Genomic DNA, 15,428 nt, shown 5'->3' on the forward strand with positions numbered 1-15,428 from the left:
TTGGGCGGGTGTCCCATTCGTCCCCGCCGAAAGCCCTCACAGGCACGGCATCGACGTTTTGCGCCGGTACTGCGCCTGTGAGGCATTGAGGTCGCGCGCTCACCAGATCGTCGATTGCCAGCCGTTCTCCACGGTGGTCAGCCAGTTGGACGCGTGGGAGCCGTTCACATACATGTTTTCGATTGTTCCAACGCTCCTTGCCCCGAGGTTGGTGAGCATTCCAGTGATCACCACCCCGTTGTCAAAGGTACCATCGTCGAATTCGCCAGCCTGATAGATGAACAGAGTTGAGCGGTCGCTCCCCCAGCGCAACGAGAGCGCGCCTGTAGCATTTAGAAGGCGAAGGGTGTCTGTGTTGTTAAACTCGTTGCCCGACAGATCGTTGATGACCGTAATCCCGCCGGCAGAGAAGTTATGGTAGTACTGATCATTGCCAGAACCACCATACAAAAAGTCGGCGTTGGGCGCACCGGGCAGAGCGCCGCCGCCGTACAGCGTGTCGTTTCCGGCTCCACCATAGAGCAGATCACTTCCGCTGCCCCCATCCAGATAGTCGGCGTCCTCTTCACCGTAGAGCGTGTCGTTTCCGCTGTCGCCGTACAAATCATCGAGCCCCACGCCGCCGACCAGATAGTCGTCGCCCGAGCCTCCCTCGAAGGTGTCGTTACCATACCAACCGATCAGCGTATCGTTGCCGCCTAGGCCATTGAGGTGCCAATCGCCGACATAGGGGCCGGAGGTGTGGACCTGGAAAGCATCTGAGTATTCAGAGAGCGGTATGGAGTAGGGCATAGCTTATCACCTCGTTCCTGATTATTTTTGGAACAGCTTGCCTGGGGCACCCAATCATACGTCGGTATGCCACTGAAGGATGAATGAGTGTGATGCTAAATCAATCTATCGTAAGTCACAACGGAGATGCTGCGCCCGCATCGGCTTATTTTTCGTCTTCTGATTGCGTCGAAGCCGACGCGGTGCCGGCAGAGCGATGGATAGCGCACGTCATGGGGCGGATGCCGATAGCCGTTGGTCGGCTAGAAAGAATGATTTTGCCGCATGGACCATTGGAAAGGCGCACAGGCGTGGGTTTGCTCCAGTCCGTGCGTATGCGGACTAGGCCAGATTCAGGAGTGAAACGGTGGGCGCGATCCTGACTTGGCGTGTCGATCCGGCACAACGGGATTATGGTGATCGGATCAATCCGCTGCCCCGAAGCACACGGCCTCCGCACCGCAATCGCGGCAGACCGGGGCGTTGCAGGGAATCAGCCCGTCCCGCGCACAGAGGAAGCGATAGAGGAAGGCCTTCCAGCGGGTGCCGGTGGCGTTGAGCCGGGCCAGCGAGTCGAAATGGCGCTCCATCAGCGCCGCGAGGTGGCTCGGACCGGCCAGCCCGAGGTCCCGCCACAGCTCGCCCTCGTCGAGCATGGCCCGCGCGACGATGGCGGCGAGCCATTCCTCCTCCTCGATGCCCAACGAGCGGTGAGCGAGCAGGAGGGCGGCGATGTCGTCCGCTTCGCTCTGGAGAAGCGGCGGCAGGGGGGTGGGGGAACTGTCGGAAACCGGCAGGCCGGACGCGAAGGCGCCAGGAAAGTAGCGGTCGAGAAGCTGGCCGAGCGCCCGGTCGTCCAATCCCAACGCGCCCGGACCCGCCGGCCAGCGGCGGGACAGGATGCAAGCGAACAGATGCGCGTCGAAGACGTTGCAGCGTCCCTGGCGGTCGGTCAGCCAACGGTACAGCCGCGTGATGTCGCCCACCCCCGGCGGGGCGGCGTGCAGGATGCCCATGGCGTCCTCCTCCGGGGGCGGGCGGCCGTCAGGCCGTCTCAGACCAGTTCGGCGGCCGTCAGGCCGCCTGGGGCAAATGGGTGATGCAGTTCTTGGAGCAGACCTTGCCGCAGCTCTCGCAGCCGATGCAGTTGCCGGCGTTCTTGACGCTCATGACCTTCTTCTCGGCCTCGTCGTCGAAGGCGTCGACGATGTCGCCGTCCTCGGTGATGCCGATCAGCTCCAGCACGTCGCGGCCGCAGACCTTGAAGCAGCGGCCGCAGCCGATGCACATCTTCTGGTCGATCTTTTCCACGAATTTCGGCGTCCAGGCGGCGCCGCCACGGGTGGTGCCGGTCACGAACTCAGCCATCGTCTGCTCCTCAATCGGGCTTGGTGTGGGGGTGTTTGGTGGGGATGTGGGCGTGGGTGTTGCTCCCACCCCGGCCCTCCCCCGCTGGGCGGGGGAGGGTGCCTTCTGCGAAGCGGCGGCAGTTCCCTCCCCTGCGCAGCTCTCGCGCAAACCATAGGTTTGCGCTGACGCGACAGGCGGACCTTCGGTCCGCCGAGAGCGGGGGAGGGGTAGGGTGGGGCACGGCTTACCGGTCAGGCCGCTCAGACGGACGCCTTCTCCAGCGCCTTCAACTCGGCCCGCTTCTCGGTCAGGGTCTTGTAGGCGTCGTAGGTTTCCTGGGCGACCTGGAGGATGGATTGCCAGTTTTGCGGCAGCTCCTCCGACAGGTCGTGCAGGTCCATCTTCTTCTGGGTCGCGCGGGCGTTCAGCTTCTTGACCTCGTCCTTCAGGGCGTCGATGTCGGACATGGCGGAATCCTCACAGATCGGCGACGTCGGGATATTTGCGGATCAGCGCCACGGCCTCCTCGACGATCTTGGCGCCGTCGGCGGCCAGCTTCTCCAGCGACGGGAAGCCGAAGCGGTGGACGTCGCGCAGGTGCTTGGACACCACGACCAGCCGGCCCGTGGTCAGCACCATGCGGCCGAAGCCCTCGTGGCTCATCTTCATGATGGGGGAGGCGATGTGGCCGGTCTGCTTCTCGACCGTGATGCCGACGGCCTTGTAGAACAGCTCCAGCCGCCACAGCGTGTCGGGGTCCGGATCGCCCATGATCGGGATGGCGGCGCGGGCCTCCTTGTCGAGGATGAAGGGGGCGAGGATCGTCTCGTCGCTCTTGCCTTCCCAGGCGCCGTAGCTGTCTTCGGCGCGGAACAGCATGACCAGGGTCTTCAGAAAGGCCTCGGCGAGATCGCTCCCGGCGGCCACGGTGGTGTCGGTCATGCTCTCAATCCTCCTCGTCGAAGGCCAGCTCCTGCGGCTGGCCGGCGTTCAGGGCCTTGCGCAGCCAGGGCGGCGGGTTGCCGTTGATGGTTTCGACCAGACGGTCGAGCAGGGCGGTTATGGTGTCCGTAGCCTCCACCTTCACGGGGTGGATCTTCTTCGCCACCACGCGGGCGGCAGCGGAGGCGCCGATGGCCGACAGGTAGACGATGGCGCAGTCGGCCAGCGCGTCGAGCTTCGGGATCAGCTTGTCCTCGTTGCCGTCCTCGAACATCGAGCCGCCGAATTGGCAGGTCTCGACCATCGTGTAGCCGGCCTTGTCCACCTCATAGATCACGATGTTCTTGGCCCACCCGAAATGCGCATCGACGTGCTGCATGTCCTGGGTGCAGAAAGCGACCTTCATGGAACCTCCTTTGCGGGGCCGGCCCTCCTCGGCCTGGCCCACCACACTCAGCCGGCGCTGCATCCGCATGATCCGCTCCCGCAGTGCTGGCCGTGTTCATGCCCGTCCCCATGACGATGACCCTGGGCATGGCCGTGGCCGTGCCCGTCGTGGTCCATCTCGCGGGACAGGAACAGGTTGCCGATCTCGAACAGAAGCTCGCGCGTGCCGCGGTAGCCGACATGGACCTTCAGCCCGGCGCCCAGCCGGTCGAACATGGGAAGCCCCATGCGGTGCAGCGGCACGCCGATGCGCGCGGCCCCCTGCCGCCCGTGGGAGTTCGACACGATCAGGTCGGCGTCGCGGGCCAGGGTCTCCACGTCGGAATGGTCGCCAACCATTACGGTCGCGGCCTTCAGCTTCTCCAGCACGGCGGTCTGGGTGGGCGAGACGGCGGCGATCACCTCCGCCCCCATGTCCGCCAGGAAGCTGGTGACGGCGTAGAGCAGGTCCGGCTCCAGCGCCACGGCGATCCGCTTGCGGCTGTAGAAGAAATGCCCGTCCAGCATTGCGTCGACCAGCGTCTCGCGCTGGCGCCGCAGCTTCGCCGGCACCGGACGGCCCGACAGCTCCGACAGGGTGCGGACGAGGCGGTCCGACGCCTCCAGCCCGGTCAGCCGGTCGAAGAAGACGCTGCGCACGTCGGTCTTCAGCTCCAGTGCGGCGGCGGCGACGCGCATGTGCTCGCCCACCACCAGCGTGAGTTCCGACGCGCCCATGGACGCGATCTGCTCCACCGTCACGCCGCCCAGCGAGGTCGCCGTGAAGTCGTCCGGCTGGCGGCCCGACATGGACAGCGACAGGTCGGGCAGGAAGATCGGCGACAGGCCGAAGCTCTCGATGATGTCGCGCAGCTCCTCCACGTCGCCCGGCGACAGGTGGCAGCCGGCCAGCACGTTGATCTGGCCCTTCACGGTCGTTTCCGACGGCTGGACCACCTCCTCGACGATGCCGGTCACCGCGGCGGAGAAGCCGTCCTCGAAGCCGCCGGAGAAGTCCGGGGTGTTGGCGAAGACCAGCTTCAGGCCGGCCAGGGCTGGGTTGCGCTGGCGGAACAGCGAATACTGGCCAGCCATGTCCTCGCCCTTGGTCTCGGTCACGCCGGTGGTGGCGACGCCGATCAGGGCGGGCGCGTTGCGCTCGTGGATGGTGCGGACGGCCTGCTCCAGATTCTCGTAGCCGCCAAGGATGGTGGAGACCTGATCCATCGCCGTGGTCTGAAGCGGAATGGCCTCGCGGAAATGGCGGACCAGCAGGACCAGCCCGAAGGCGGTGCAGCCCTGGCTGCCGTGGAACAGCGGCATGCAGCGGTCCACGCCGAGGAAGGCGAGCGCCGCACCCAGCGGCTGGCTCATCTTCAGCGGGTTGGTGGAGGCCGCCTTGGCGGAGTGGGGGAAGCGCTGGATGGTGCCCATGGCGGTTACGCTCCCACCGGCTTGGCATCCGATTTGGCATCCCAGGGAGCGGCCAGACGCACCTGCCGCCAGATCGGGTTGGACAGGGTCTTGTCGATTTCCTCACACAGGTTGACGATGCCGTCATAGCCCGCGTAGGGGGTGTGGCGCTCCTGGTTCAAGTCGAGCCACGGAACCTTGGCCTTCAGCGCGATGAATTGCGACCGGCCGCCGGACATCATGATGTCGGCCTCGCTGTCGCGCAGCATCTTGTAGATGTCGCGGGGTTTCAGGTCGTCCCACTGGTGGAACTCCTCGCCCTTCATCTTCTTGATGCGCTCCTTGTCCTCCTTGGTGGACTTCTTGGTGGAGGTGCCGACGATGGTCAGCCCGGCGCCTTCCAGAGCGGTGACCATCGACCAGCTCTTCACGCCGCCGGTGAACAGCAGGACGCGCTTGCCGTCGAAGCGCGGCCGGTAAGGCTCCAGGCGCCGCCAGACGCGGCTTTCCTCGCGGGCGATGACGCCTTCGGTGCGGTCGATGATGGCCTTGTCGGCACCGCGCTCCACCAGCATGCGGGCCATGGTGCGCAGCGTGTCCGACATGTCCGACACGCCATAGAAGGAGCCTTCGAAATAGGGGATGCCCCAGCGCTCCTGCATCTTGCGCCCGACATTCACCAGAGCCTGGGAGCAGACCACCATGGTCAGCCGCGCCCGGTGGGCCTGCGCCACCTCGTTGTAGCGCCCGTCGCCGGAGATGCAGGACAGGATGCGGATGCCGATCTCGTCGAGCAGCGGCTTCACCAGCCACAGCTCGCCGGCCAGATTGTATTCGCCGACGATGCAGATGTCGGTCGGGGTCGTCACCTCCGGCTCCACCGTGCCGATGACGTGGTCGAGCAGCGTCTCGCCGGCCAGCTTGTTGCCCAGGTTCTTCGACCCGACGAAGCCCGGCGCCATCACCGGGATCACCGGCTTGCCCAGCTTCTTCGCGGCGAATTTGCAGACCGCCTCGATGTCGTCGCCGATCATGGCGGGGACGCAGGTCTGGTAGACGAACACCGCCGGCGGATCGTACTGCTGCACGATCTCCTTGATCGCCTTGTAGAGCTTCTTCTCGCCGCCGTGGATGATGTCGAGTTCCGACATGTCCGTGGTGAAGCCGGTGCGGTAGAGCTGCGAGCCCGACGATTTGGTGCCGCGGTTGTCCCAGGAATTGCCGAGGCAGGCGATTGGCCCGTGCACGAGGTGGGCGGCGTCGGCGATCGGCTGGAGCGCGATCATCGCGCCGTCATAGGCGCAGCCCCCGGCGGCGGCCCCCGGCTTCAGAGCCTTGGAGCAACCCTTCTTCCGCTCCTTCTCCGACTTGGCTTGGTTGGTGGAGCAACCCGGCTCGTTGAAGACGTCCTGGAGCTTTTCCTGGAGCATGACCTTCTCCCGCCATTGGCCGACATCGGCGCCTGTGGATCAGTCATATGCAGGAGGTGTGCCAGACGGGGAATTGTTTATATTCAATAAGTTATTGTGAATGGCCTCGTGTGCGATACCCGACAATCGCGGACTTTGTCGGGTATCGCACAGCGTAGGGCGATGGCAGGCCGCGTAAGGCGCGCGCCCTCAACGGGCCAGAACCTTGGCGGCTTCCTTGGTTTCCGAGACCGCCGAGGCGATCTGGGTGATCGCGGAGTTGATCGCGCCGATGTTGTGGTCGACGGCGCTGACCGAGGCCGACGCGTTCTGCATGTTGGTGGACATGTCGCCGGTCACCGCGCTCTGCTCCTCCACCGCCCCGGCGGAGACGGTGACGAACTCCATCAGGTTGCTGGTGGCCTGACGGATGTTGCCCAGCGACGCGACCACGTCGGACGAGACGGCCTGCATGCCTTCGATCTCCTTGGAGATCTGGGCGGTCGCGTTGGCCGACTGGTTGGCGAGATTCTTGACCTCGTTGGCGACGACCGCGAAGCCGCGCCCGGCCTCGCCGGCCCGTGCCGCCTCGATGGTGGCGTTGAGCGCCAGCAGGTTGATCTGGCTGGCGATCGAGCTGATCAGATCGACGATGCCGCCCATCGCCTTGGCGACCTCCGTCAGGCGCGCCGCCGCCCGGTCGGCGTTCCCCGTCTCGTCCATCGCGGTGCTCGCCGCCTGACGGGAGCGGATCATGCTGTCGGCGATCTCCCGGGCCGACGCGGCGAGTTCCTCGGCGCTGGCGGCGACGGTCTGGACCGTGCCTTGGGTCGCACCCGATCGCTGAGCGGCGTCCTCGGCCTGCCGGCCGGCGGCGGAGAGCGCGGCATCGATTTCGGTGAAGTTGTTGTCGATCAGCGCCTTCAACTGATCCAGCAGTTCCACCTGGCGGGTGATGTCGGTGGCGAACTTGACGATCTTGGACAGCCGGTTGCTGGTGTCGAACACCGGGTTGTAGGAAGCCTGAATCCATACCACGCGGCCGCCCTTGCCGATCCGCTTGTACTGGGCGGCCTGGAAACGGCCTTGCCGGAGGCTCTCCCAGAAGGCCCGGTAGTCCGCGCTTCCGTGCTCCGCCGGGTCGACGAAGGTGCTGTGGGGGCGCCCTTCGATCTCGGGCAGCGTGTAGCCGAGCAGGGACAGGAAGTTCTCGTTGGCGGTGATGACCTTGCCGTCGGGGGTGAATTCGATCACCGCCTGGGACTTGGAGATGGCCTCCGCCTTGCCGCGCAGATCGATGTGTTCCAGATGGCGTTCGGTGACGTCGGTGCAGACCTTGACCACCTTGTGAGTGACGCCCTGGCGGTTCTTGATCGGGTTGTAGGAAGCTTCGATCCAAACCTCACGCCCGCCCTTGCCGATGCGCTTGTACAGAGAGGATTGGAACTCGCCCCGGCGCAGACGCTCCCAGAAATCCCGGTAATCCAGGCTGTCGTGGAGTTTCGGGTCGACGAATATCCGGTGATGTTTCCCTTTGATTTCCTCAAAGCTGTAGCCCATACATCGGAGAAATTGATCATTTGCCGACAATATGTTGCCAGATGTGTCAAAGGTAATTATGCCATTAGATTTGTCTAATGCGCTGGTTATTTCCGTCGCTTCCGTGTCTGCCAACCTTAGAAAGGTTTTAAAGGTCATGTTGATTGTCCTTATGGCGCAAGAAGGGAATGATGATTTGAGGTTATCGGCAATTTATATAAAAAACAATTAATTGATGTTCATGCGGTGTCGCGGAGTGCCGTGCCGTTTCGGCGATGATTGTATTCATAAAGATATGCCGTTTTGTCGATAGTTAATCGGACGCAATTTTTTATTGATGTTGTGGTCATTCTTCCGGTGGTAACGACTCACGGCTCAGAGATCTGTATGCCTGTTCTGTTCAACCAACAGGCATCGAAGAGGAGATCCACAAGAGCGACCGAGGCCGTTTCTCATTGAACTCTTTCCATGAAAAGCTGTGAGGCTGGTGCATCTGCGAAAGGTGTGGGCTGAAGCGGTCAGGACGTTCCACCGGAAGTAACACCTGTACGGAACCGCGTCCCTGCGGTGGCAAGGGACGCGGTTCCGCAGAACCATCGTCAGGGAACGATCACATATTCGGGGTTGGCGATGGCGAACACGGCGTCGCGGTCCGGCTGGGGCGGGTAGATCCACTTGGTGTTGATCTCGCGCTTCACCGCCTTGCCCTCCTCGCGGGTCAGCCGGACCTGCCGGTCCCAGCCCTCGGTGAAGAGCGCTCCCCACGGGCCGAGATCGAGGCAGGTCACGTATTTGGGCTGGCTATAGGGGTGGGTGGCAGGCCGACCAGCTCCGCCGCGGCGTTGTGGCCGGCGACGCGGCCCAAGCTGAGGGCGTGCTGGCAGGACATCGCGGCGACGTTGCCGAGATCGTCGGTGGCCGCCCGCGCCACGTCCCCGGTGACGAAGATTCCGTCGCTGCTGCCCGCCCGCAGGAACGGATCGGCCGGGACGCGTCCGAACCGGTCATGGTCGCCGCTGATCTGCGCCGCCAGAGGGTTGGCGCGGGCGCCCGCCGGCCACCACGACGGTGTTGCGCGCCGCCGTTTCCGTCTGGGTGGCCAAAGCCTTCAGGTGGGCGTCGAGGGCGTGCGCGCTGTCCAACTGGCCGACGTTGAAGGCGTGCTCGGCGAGACCGGGAATGGGCGGGGTGAACAAGCGACTGCCGGCGGCCAGGACGAAACGGTCGTAGGGCAGGGTGAACCGGGCGCCGTCGGTGCCGGTGACGCCCACCGCTTCGAACAGCGTGGCGAGGTCCGGCGCCATGCCTTCCAGCACCGCCTCGTAAAGGCGGGGGCGGCGGTAACCGCCGCGCACCCCTTCGCTGGCCGTGACGATCCCCGCCTTCTCCAGCTTCGGAAAGATCTTGGCGACGAAAGAGGGGAGATGCCCTGCAACTCCGCCAGATCCCGGCTGCTCAACGGCGTGTCGCCGGCGGCGGCCAGCCAGAGCAGGCAGTGGATGCCGTTTTCGACGCTTGCGGTGAGGTGTGCCATGGCGTGGCCCGTCCAACGGTCTCGACAACACTGACCGTATAAGTCCGCGTTATCGGGCGCAAGCTGAGAACACAGACAATTTTTGTCCTTGTTTATAGGCGAGGCGACTGGCCGGCAAAAGGAAAAGCCGGAGCCCACCTTGCGGTGGGCTCCGGCTCTCCGGGGAAGCGGCCGGGCGGGGGGATGGAGACCCCGCGCCGGCCGAGGGAGGTCAGCGCACCAGATCGAACGAGTAGTCGGTCTCGCCGACGATGTTCGTGTTGGCGTCCATGTCCTCGAAGATCCGATCCAGGATGCGCACCAGCACGTTCAGAGCCCCCTGGTAACCCCAGGTCGGGTAACGGTGATGGTGGTGGCGGTCGAAGATCGGGTAGGTCAGGCGGATGAGCGGGATCTTGGTATCGCGCTCCAGATACTTGCCGTAGCTGTTGCCGATGATGTAGTCGACCTTGTCGGTGAACAGCAGCGAGCGCAGGTGCCAGAGGTCCTTGCCGCCGTAGGCCTTGCCGGACTTGCCGAACGGCGAGCCGTCGAGCACCTTCTGAACCTGCTTCTCCCACTTCTTCGAGCCGGAGGTGGACAGGATGTGCACCGGCTCGGCGCCCAACTCCATCAGGAACTTCGACATGCCCAGGCAGAAGTCCGGGTCCCCGTACACGGCGAAGCGCTTGCCGTGCAGGTGGGTGTGGCTGTCGGCGATGGCGTCGACGAGACGGCCGCGCTCCAGCTTCAGCTCCGCCGGGACCGGCTTGCCGGACAGCTCGGCCAGCTTCAGCAGAAGCTCGTCGGTGCCGGTGACGCCCATCGGGTAGTTGTACTTGGCGACCTGCTGGCCCTTCTCCTTGATGAACTGCAGGGACTGCGGGGTGCAGTATTCTTGCATGGAGATGGTGGCCTTGGCGTGGACGGCCTCCTTCGTGGCCTCCAGCGGGGTGCCGCCATCATACATGCGGTACTCGCCGTCGGCCGGGGTGTCGAAGTTGTCCGACACATCCGACAGGATCGTCAGGTCGATGCCGAACAGGCCGGCGATGCGCTTCAGCTCGCGGTTGTTGCCGACCGCGAAGCCGTCGAAGCCCGGGATCAGGTTGATCTTCTCGTTCTTCGGGGTGTCGAAGTTCTCCGACGTGCCCCAGAAGTGGGTCAGAACACCCTTGATCATGTTGTCGTAGCCGACGATGTGGCTGCCGACGAAGGCCGGGGTGTGGGCGAAGGGAACCGGGAAATCCGCCGGGACGCTTTCCTTGTTCTTCGCGTTGTTGATGAAGCCCGAGAGGTCGTCGCCGATGACTTCCGCCATGCAGGTGGTCAGCACGGCGATCATCTTCGGCTTGTACAGCGCGTAGGCGTTGGCCAGGCCGTCGATCATGTTGTTCAGGCCGCCGAACACCGCCGCGTCTTCCGTCATCGACGAGGAGACCGCGGAGTTCGGCTCCTTGAAGTGGCGGGTGAGGTGCGTGCGGTAGTAGGCGACGCAGCCCTGCGAACCATGGACGAAGGGCAGGGTGCCCTCGAAGCCCTGGGCCGCAAACATCGCGCCGATCGGCTGGCAGGCCTTCGTCGGGTTGATGACGACTGCCTCACGGGCGAAGTTCTTTTCCTTGTACTCTTCCGTCTTGGTCCACGCGGAAACCCGGGCGACCTCTTCGTCGGAGTGGCCGTACTCGAACTCCGTCTTCTTGCGCTCGAGCAGCTCCTTGTATTCGGGCTGACGGAAGAGCGTGAAGTGGTCGATGACCTTGTCGGCGCTCTGGGAAACGGGGTGGGACATGCTCATTACTCCTATCTTCCAGAGGCCGCTTTAGAACGGAGCCTTCATGATGCCCCAGACGGGGTTGTTGATGGCCAGATCCATGTCGCGGGCGAAGATCGCGAAGCCGTCGTAGCCGTGATACGGACCCGAGTAATCCCAGGAGTGCATCTGGCGGAAGGGCAGGCCCATCTTCTGGAAGACGTACTTTTCCTTGATGCCCGAGGCGACGAGGTCCGGACGCATCACCTCGACGAACTTCTCCAGTTCGAAGGCGGTGACGTCGTCGTAGATCAGCGTGCCTTCCTTCACGTAGTGCTGGGTGCGCTGATAGTCGTCGTTGTGGGCGAATTCGTAGCCCGTGCCGACGATCTCCATGCCCAGGTCATGGTAGGCGTCGACCACGTGGCGCGGACGCAGGCCGCCGACGTAGATCATCACCTTCTTGCCTTCGAGCCGCGGCTTGAACTTGGCGATGACGGCGTCGACCATCGGCTGGTACTTGGCGATGACCTTCTCCGCGTTCTCCTTGATGGTGTCATCGAAGAGAGCGGCGATCTTGCGCAGGGACTCGGCGATCTGCGACGGGCCGAAGAAGTTGTACTCCATCCACGGAATACCGAACTTCTCTTCCATGTGGCGCGCGATGTAGTTCATCGAGCGGTAGCAGTGGATGAGGTTCACCTTCGCCTTCGGCGTGTTCTCCAGCTCGGCGAGCGTGCCGTCGCCCGACCACTGGGCGATCACGCGCAGGCCGATCTCCTCCAGCAGGATGCGGCTGGCCCAGGCGTCGCCACCGATGTTGTAGTCACCGATGATGGTGACGTCGTACGGGGTGGAGACGAAGCCTTCCTTCGGCTCGGTCTTCTCGAAGATCCAGTCGCGGATGACGTCGTTGGCGATGTGGTGGCCCAGCGACTGGGAGACGCCGCGGAAGCCTTCGCAACGAACCGGAACGACCGGCTTGCCCAGCTCCTCGGACTTGGCGCGGGCGACCGCCTCGATGTCGTCGCCGATCAGGCCGATCGGGCACTCGGACTGGATGGAGATGCCGTTGACGAGCGGGAACAGCTCGTTGATCTCCTCGATCACCTTGTGCAGCTTCTTGTCGCCGCCGAAGACGATGTCCTTCTCCTGGAAGTCGGAGGTGAAGTGCATCGTGCCCCAGCTGTCCACGCCGGTGTCGCCGACATAGTAGTTGCGGCGGCCGGACCAGGAGTAGTAGCCGCAGCCGACCGGGCCGTGGGAGATGTGGATCATGTCCTTGATCGGACCCCACACCACACCCTTGGAACCGGCGTAGGCGCAACCACGAATGGTCATCACACCGGGGATCGACTTGATGTTCGACTTGACGCCGCAGTCCTTGGCCTCGGCCTCCAGCACGTTCAGGTGCTTGGCGCGGCGCTTGCGGGACTTCTCGGGATACGCTTCGAGAACCTTGTCGACGAGACCCTTGACGTCGACGCCTTCGTTCACGGACAGGCTCATGGTGCCAGTCTCCTGCATGCTCTCATTGTCCGCGCCACTTCAGCGCGGGACCGAGCCCCCTCTCTCCCACCCCGCGCACAAAGGCGGGGTGGGCTGGGGAGGGGGCCAGTTCAGACCTGTGCCCCGTCAGGGACCCAGGGATCAGGCCTTGGCGGCTTCCTTGGCCTGGAGCTCGGCGAGCTGCTGCTCCTCCGACTTCATGATGCCGAAGTCCATCAGCATCTCTTCCAGCTCTTCCATCGTGATCGGGGTCGGGATGGTGCCCTTGCCCTTGTTCGCGTGGACCTTGTTGGCGAGCTGGCGGTATTCCTGGGCCTGCTGGCTGTCCGGCGCGTACTCGATCACCGTCATGCGGCGCAGCTCGGCGTGCTGCACGATGTTGTCGCGCGGCACGAAGTGGATGAGCTGGGTGCCGAGGCGGGCGGCCAGGGCCGAGGCGAGGTCGATTTCCTTGTCGGTCTGGCGCTCGTTGCAGATCAGGCCGCCGAGGCGCACGCCGCCGCTGTGGGCGTACTTCAGAATGCCCTTGGCGATGTTGTTGGCGGCGTAGAGCGCCATCATCTCACCGGACATGACGATGTAGATTTCCTGGGCCTTGTTCTCGCGGATGGGCATGGCGAAACCGCCGCACACCACGTCGCCCAGCACGTCGTAGGAGACGTAGTCGACGTCGTCGTAGGCGCCGTTCTCTTCCAGGAAGTTGATCGAGGTGATCACGCCGCGGCCGGCGCAGCCGACCCCCGGCTCCGGACCGCCGGACTCGACGCACTTGATGCCCTTGTAGCCGATCTTGAGAACGTCCTCGAGCTCCAGATCCTCGACCGAGCCGGCTTCGGCGGCGAGGTGCAGCACGGTATCCTGCGCCTTGGCGTGCAGGATCAGGCGGGTCGAGTCGGCCTTCGGATCGCAGCCGACGATCAGGATCTTCTGATCCAGCTCGACCAGCGCGGCCAGGGTGTTCTGGGAGGTGGTGGACTTGCCGATACCGCCCTTACCGTAGAACGCAATCTGGCGCAAAGACATGGGAGGTTACTCCTTTGCTTGGGTCTACAGGGTGTCTTCAATTCCGGGGCGGCCTGCCCAGCGGCCGCTTCGACCCCTTCTCTGCATCCCCCGTGCCAGTTCGCGGAAAATTTTTAAGTTATTGAAAATGAACAAGAAACAAGATTGCGGACGCGCGCGGTCCGCTTTGTCGGGCCTGTGACATACCCGACAAAGCCCGACATTTTGTCGGGTCTCTCGCAATGAAACGGAAGGGATGAACGAACGGCGCCTTTGTGCCGTCAGGCGGCGGCGTGGTTCAGCGCGTCGCGGGCGACGACGAGGCGCAGCGCCAGCGCCTCCAACTCGTCGCCGTCCTGGCCCATGTCGTAGAGAAGCTGGGCCAGCGACTGGCCGCGGGCGAGCAGGCGGCGTGCCTTGGCCGGGTCGGCGGGGCGGGCCAGCAGGATGCCGACGAGACGCTCCCCGGCGATGCCGGCCAGCGCGCGGCTGCGTTCGGCCAGACGGCGCTCCAGCGTGTCGAGCACCGCCGGGCGCCCGGCATGGTCGAGGTCGGTGCAGAACTGGTGCAGGGAGCGGAGTTGGCGCAGCAGCGCCTCGAACAGCAGCTCGTCGAGGTCGCCGCCGTTGGCGGCCTTTCCGACAAGATCGAACAGCGTGTCGGAAAGCCGCCACGCCGCCGACAGGCAGTCGTTCATCGCCTTGCGGTCGGCGGGCTCGACGAAGGCGTTGGCCTCCTCGCGGTGCTCCTCCTGGTCGTCGAGGTTCCGCATCGCGACGACGAGCAGCCCGTCCACCGAGGCCAGCGTGGCGAGGCTGGCGTGCAGCGCCTTGATACCGCGGTCGGCGCCGAAGCCGTCCATGGCCTCCGCGGCCCGGCGCAGGGCGTGGCGGGTCAAGCGGCGCGACTGATAGACGACGTCGCGCAGGGCGACGGTGGCGCCCAGCGTCTCCAGCACCAGCCGCCGCGCCTCGAAGCGCAGCAGGGCGTGGGCGAGGCTGTCCATGGCGCCGGCGGCGCCCGCCGGATCGTCTTCCGCGGTTGCGACGGGCGCTTCGCCGCGGACCAGACGATCGGCGTCGGCGCGGGCGTCCGCCTCGATGGCCGACACCACCGACAGCACGGCGCCGCGCCCGGCGCCGCGCAGCAGGGCGACCAGGGCGCGCAGGGCGGTGGCCACCTCCAGCGCGCCGGGCAGCCCATCCTCGGCGGTGCCCTTGTTGTGCACGATGCGGTCGATCAGATGGTCGCGCAGGCGGGGCAGCAGAACATCCAGGATGATCGGCGCGGTGGGGCGCAGCAGCGCCTCCAGCAGGCGGCCCTGCGGCTGGCCGAGCATGGCGGCCAGCGGGTTGACCGGCTTGGGCACCAGACGTGGGCGATGGGGCTCCAGCAGGGCCAGCACCTCATCGCCGCGCAGCGGGGTGATGGTGCCGCGCAGCAGCCGGGCGAGCGTCACGGCGTCGCGGGCTTCCTTGGAGCCACGCAGCGGAACCGGCGCCCGTCCCGAACGCATCGGCATCTTTTCCGAGACGGCGGAAGGAAGAAGAACGCGCGGGGGCTGTGCCGCCCGGTTGCGCGTCTCCTGTTCCTTTCGCTTCATCGGCCACATGGCCTTGCCTCGTCTTGCGATGCACTGAGTCCCAATCGAAGAACTATGGTGTCGTCTCATCATCCGTTCAAACGGATATTTTTAAGATATTTGGAGTAAGCCAAAAGTTGTTTCGGCTGTTTAATCGAATTGTTTTTGAATTCGAAATGTATCGTGGGCTGCGCGACGTCGCCCTGCGGTGACGCGGA

At 64.6% G+C, this 15,428-nt stretch carries 15 protein-coding genes; all 15 read right to left on the reverse strand.

What is annotated here, in order from left to right; all coding sequences use genetic code 11:
• Nucleotides 1-99 precede the first annotated feature (99 nt).
• The 15 genes from ACWPXE_RS19015 to ACWPXE_RS19085 all read right to left on the reverse strand — a co-directional run bounded on the left by ACWPXE_RS19015 (nt 100) and on the right by ACWPXE_RS19085 (nt 15,144).
• Entirely contained in the window at nt 100-792 is a 693-nt protein-coding gene (locus tag ACWPXE_RS19015; protein WP_454019025.1) for a calcium-binding protein, read from the reverse strand.
• Nucleotides 793-1,196: 404 nt separating this feature from the next.
• Entirely contained in the window at nt 1,197-1,787 is a 591-nt protein-coding gene (locus ACWPXE_RS19020) for a nitrogen fixation protein NifQ (RefSeq protein WP_454019026.1), read from the reverse strand.
• A gap of 58 nt (nt 1,788-1,845) precedes the next feature.
• Entirely contained in the window at nt 1,846-2,139 is a 294-nt protein-coding gene (fdxB, locus tag ACWPXE_RS19025) for a ferredoxin III, nif-specific (protein WP_200484395.1), read from the reverse strand.
• A gap of 242 nt (nt 2,140-2,381) precedes the next feature.
• Nucleotides 2,382-2,588, reverse strand: coding sequence for a CCE_0567 family metalloprotein (locus tag ACWPXE_RS19030; protein ID WP_454019027.1), 207 nt, complete (start codon nt 2,586-2,588; stop codon nt 2,382-2,384).
• A gap of 10 nt (nt 2,589-2,598) precedes the next feature.
• Nucleotides 2,599-3,063 carry a NifX-associated nitrogen fixation protein gene (locus tag ACWPXE_RS19035; protein ID WP_114860858.1) on the reverse strand — a complete coding sequence of 155 codons (465 nt, stop codon included), beginning with the start codon at nt 3,061-3,063 and terminating at the stop codon, nt 2,599-2,601.
• A 4-nt stretch (nt 3,064-3,067) separates the two neighbouring features.
• Nucleotides 3,068-3,469, reverse strand: coding sequence for a nitrogen fixation protein NifX (gene nifX / locus ACWPXE_RS19040; RefSeq protein ID WP_454019028.1), 402 nt, complete (start codon nt 3,467-3,469; stop codon nt 3,068-3,070).
• A gap of 47 nt (nt 3,470-3,516) precedes the next feature.
• Nucleotides 3,517-4,923 (reverse strand): nitrogenase iron-molybdenum cofactor biosynthesis protein NifN, encoded by a 1,407-nt coding sequence (gene nifN / locus ACWPXE_RS19045; RefSeq protein ID WP_454019029.1) that lies wholly within the window; start codon nt 4,921-4,923, stop codon nt 3,517-3,519.
• A gap of 5 nt (nt 4,924-4,928) precedes the next feature.
• Nucleotides 4,929-6,332, reverse strand: a complete 1,404-nt coding sequence (gene nifE / locus ACWPXE_RS19050; protein WP_454019030.1) for a nitrogenase iron-molybdenum cofactor biosynthesis protein NifE — start codon at nt 6,330-6,332, stop codon at nt 4,929-4,931.
• A 189-nt stretch (nt 6,333-6,521) separates the two neighbouring features.
• Nucleotides 6,522-8,009, reverse strand: coding sequence for a methyl-accepting chemotaxis protein (locus tag ACWPXE_RS19055; protein WP_454019031.1), 1,488 nt, complete (start codon nt 8,007-8,009; stop codon nt 6,522-6,524).
• A 440-nt stretch (nt 8,010-8,449) separates the two neighbouring features.
• Nucleotides 8,450-8,638 (reverse strand): hypothetical protein, encoded by a 189-nt coding sequence (locus tag ACWPXE_RS19060; protein ID WP_454019032.1) that lies wholly within the window; start codon nt 8,636-8,638, stop codon nt 8,450-8,452.
• A gap of 216 nt (nt 8,639-8,854) precedes the next feature.
• Complete coding sequence (locus ACWPXE_RS19065; RefSeq protein WP_454019033.1) at nt 8,855-9,205, reverse strand: FAD-dependent oxidoreductase; 351 nt, start codon at nt 9,203-9,205, stop codon at nt 8,855-8,857.
• Between the two features lie 390 nt (nt 9,206-9,595).
• Nucleotides 9,596-11,155, reverse strand: a complete 1,560-nt coding sequence (gene nifK, locus ACWPXE_RS19070) for a nitrogenase molybdenum-iron protein subunit beta (protein WP_454019034.1) — start codon at nt 11,153-11,155, stop codon at nt 9,596-9,598.
• Between the two features lie 30 nt (nt 11,156-11,185).
• Entirely contained in the window at nt 11,186-12,625 is a 1,440-nt protein-coding gene (gene nifD, locus ACWPXE_RS19075; RefSeq protein ID WP_014239785.1) for a nitrogenase molybdenum-iron protein alpha chain, read from the reverse strand.
• A 141-nt stretch (nt 12,626-12,766) separates the two neighbouring features.
• The gene (nifH, locus tag ACWPXE_RS19080) at nt 12,767-13,648 is read right to left on the reverse strand and encodes a nitrogenase iron protein (protein WP_014239786.1); all 882 of its coding nucleotides are present in this window, start codon (nt 13,646-13,648) and stop codon (nt 12,767-12,769) included.
• Between the two features lie 260 nt (nt 13,649-13,908).
• On the reverse strand, nt 13,909-15,144 hold the full coding sequence (locus tag ACWPXE_RS19085; protein WP_454019035.1) for a hypothetical protein: 1,236 nt from the start codon (nt 15,142-15,144) through the stop codon (nt 13,909-13,911).
• Nucleotides 15,145-15,428 lie beyond the last annotated feature (284 nt).

The sequence above is a fragment of the Azospirillum sp. Marseille-Q6669 genome (genome assembly GCF_965111635.1).

Coding starts and splice junctions, on each gene's coding strand:
- nifE (WP_454019030.1), bottom strand. CDS start 6,332: ATGCTCCAGGAAAAGCTCCAGGACGTCTTCAACGAGCCGGGTTGCTCC.
- ACWPXE_RS19030 (WP_454019027.1), bottom strand. CDS start 2,588: ATGTCCGACATCGACGCCCTGAAGGACGAGGTCAAGAAGCTGAACGCC.
- nifX (WP_454019028.1), bottom strand. CDS start 3,469: ATGAAGGTCGCTTTCTGCACCCAGGACATGCAGCACGTCGATGCGCAT.
- ACWPXE_RS19020 (WP_454019026.1), bottom strand. CDS start 1,787: ATGGGCATCCTGCACGCCGCCCCGCCGGGGGTGGGCGACATCACGCGG.
- nifN (WP_454019029.1), bottom strand. CDS start 4,923: ATGGGCACCATCCAGCGCTTCCCCCACTCCGCCAAGGCGGCCTCCACC.
- ACWPXE_RS19035 (WP_114860858.1), bottom strand. CDS start 3,063: ATGACCGACACCACCGTGGCCGCCGGGAGCGATCTCGCCGAGGCCTTT.
- ACWPXE_RS19015 (WP_454019025.1), bottom strand. CDS start 792: ATGCCCTACTCCATACCGCTCTCTGAATACTCAGATGCTTTCCAGGTC.
- nifK (WP_454019034.1), bottom strand. CDS start 11,155: ATGTCCCACCCCGTTTCCCAGAGCGCCGACAAGGTCATCGACCACTTC.
- ACWPXE_RS19055 (WP_454019031.1), bottom strand. CDS start 8,009: ATGACCTTTAAAACCTTTCTAAGGTTGGCAGACACGGAAGCGACGGAA.
- nifD (WP_014239785.1), bottom strand. CDS start 12,625: ATGAGCCTGTCCGTGAACGAAGGCGTCGACGTCAAGGGTCTCGTCGAC.
- ACWPXE_RS19085 (WP_454019035.1), bottom strand. CDS start 15,144: ATGCGTTCGGGACGGGCGCCGGTTCCGCTGCGTGGCTCCAAGGAAGCC.
- fdxB (WP_200484395.1), bottom strand. CDS start 2,139: ATGGCTGAGTTCGTGACCGGCACCACCCGTGGCGGCGCCGCCTGGACG.
- nifH (WP_014239786.1), bottom strand. CDS start 13,648: ATGTCTTTGCGCCAGATTGCGTTCTACGGTAAGGGCGGTATCGGCAAG.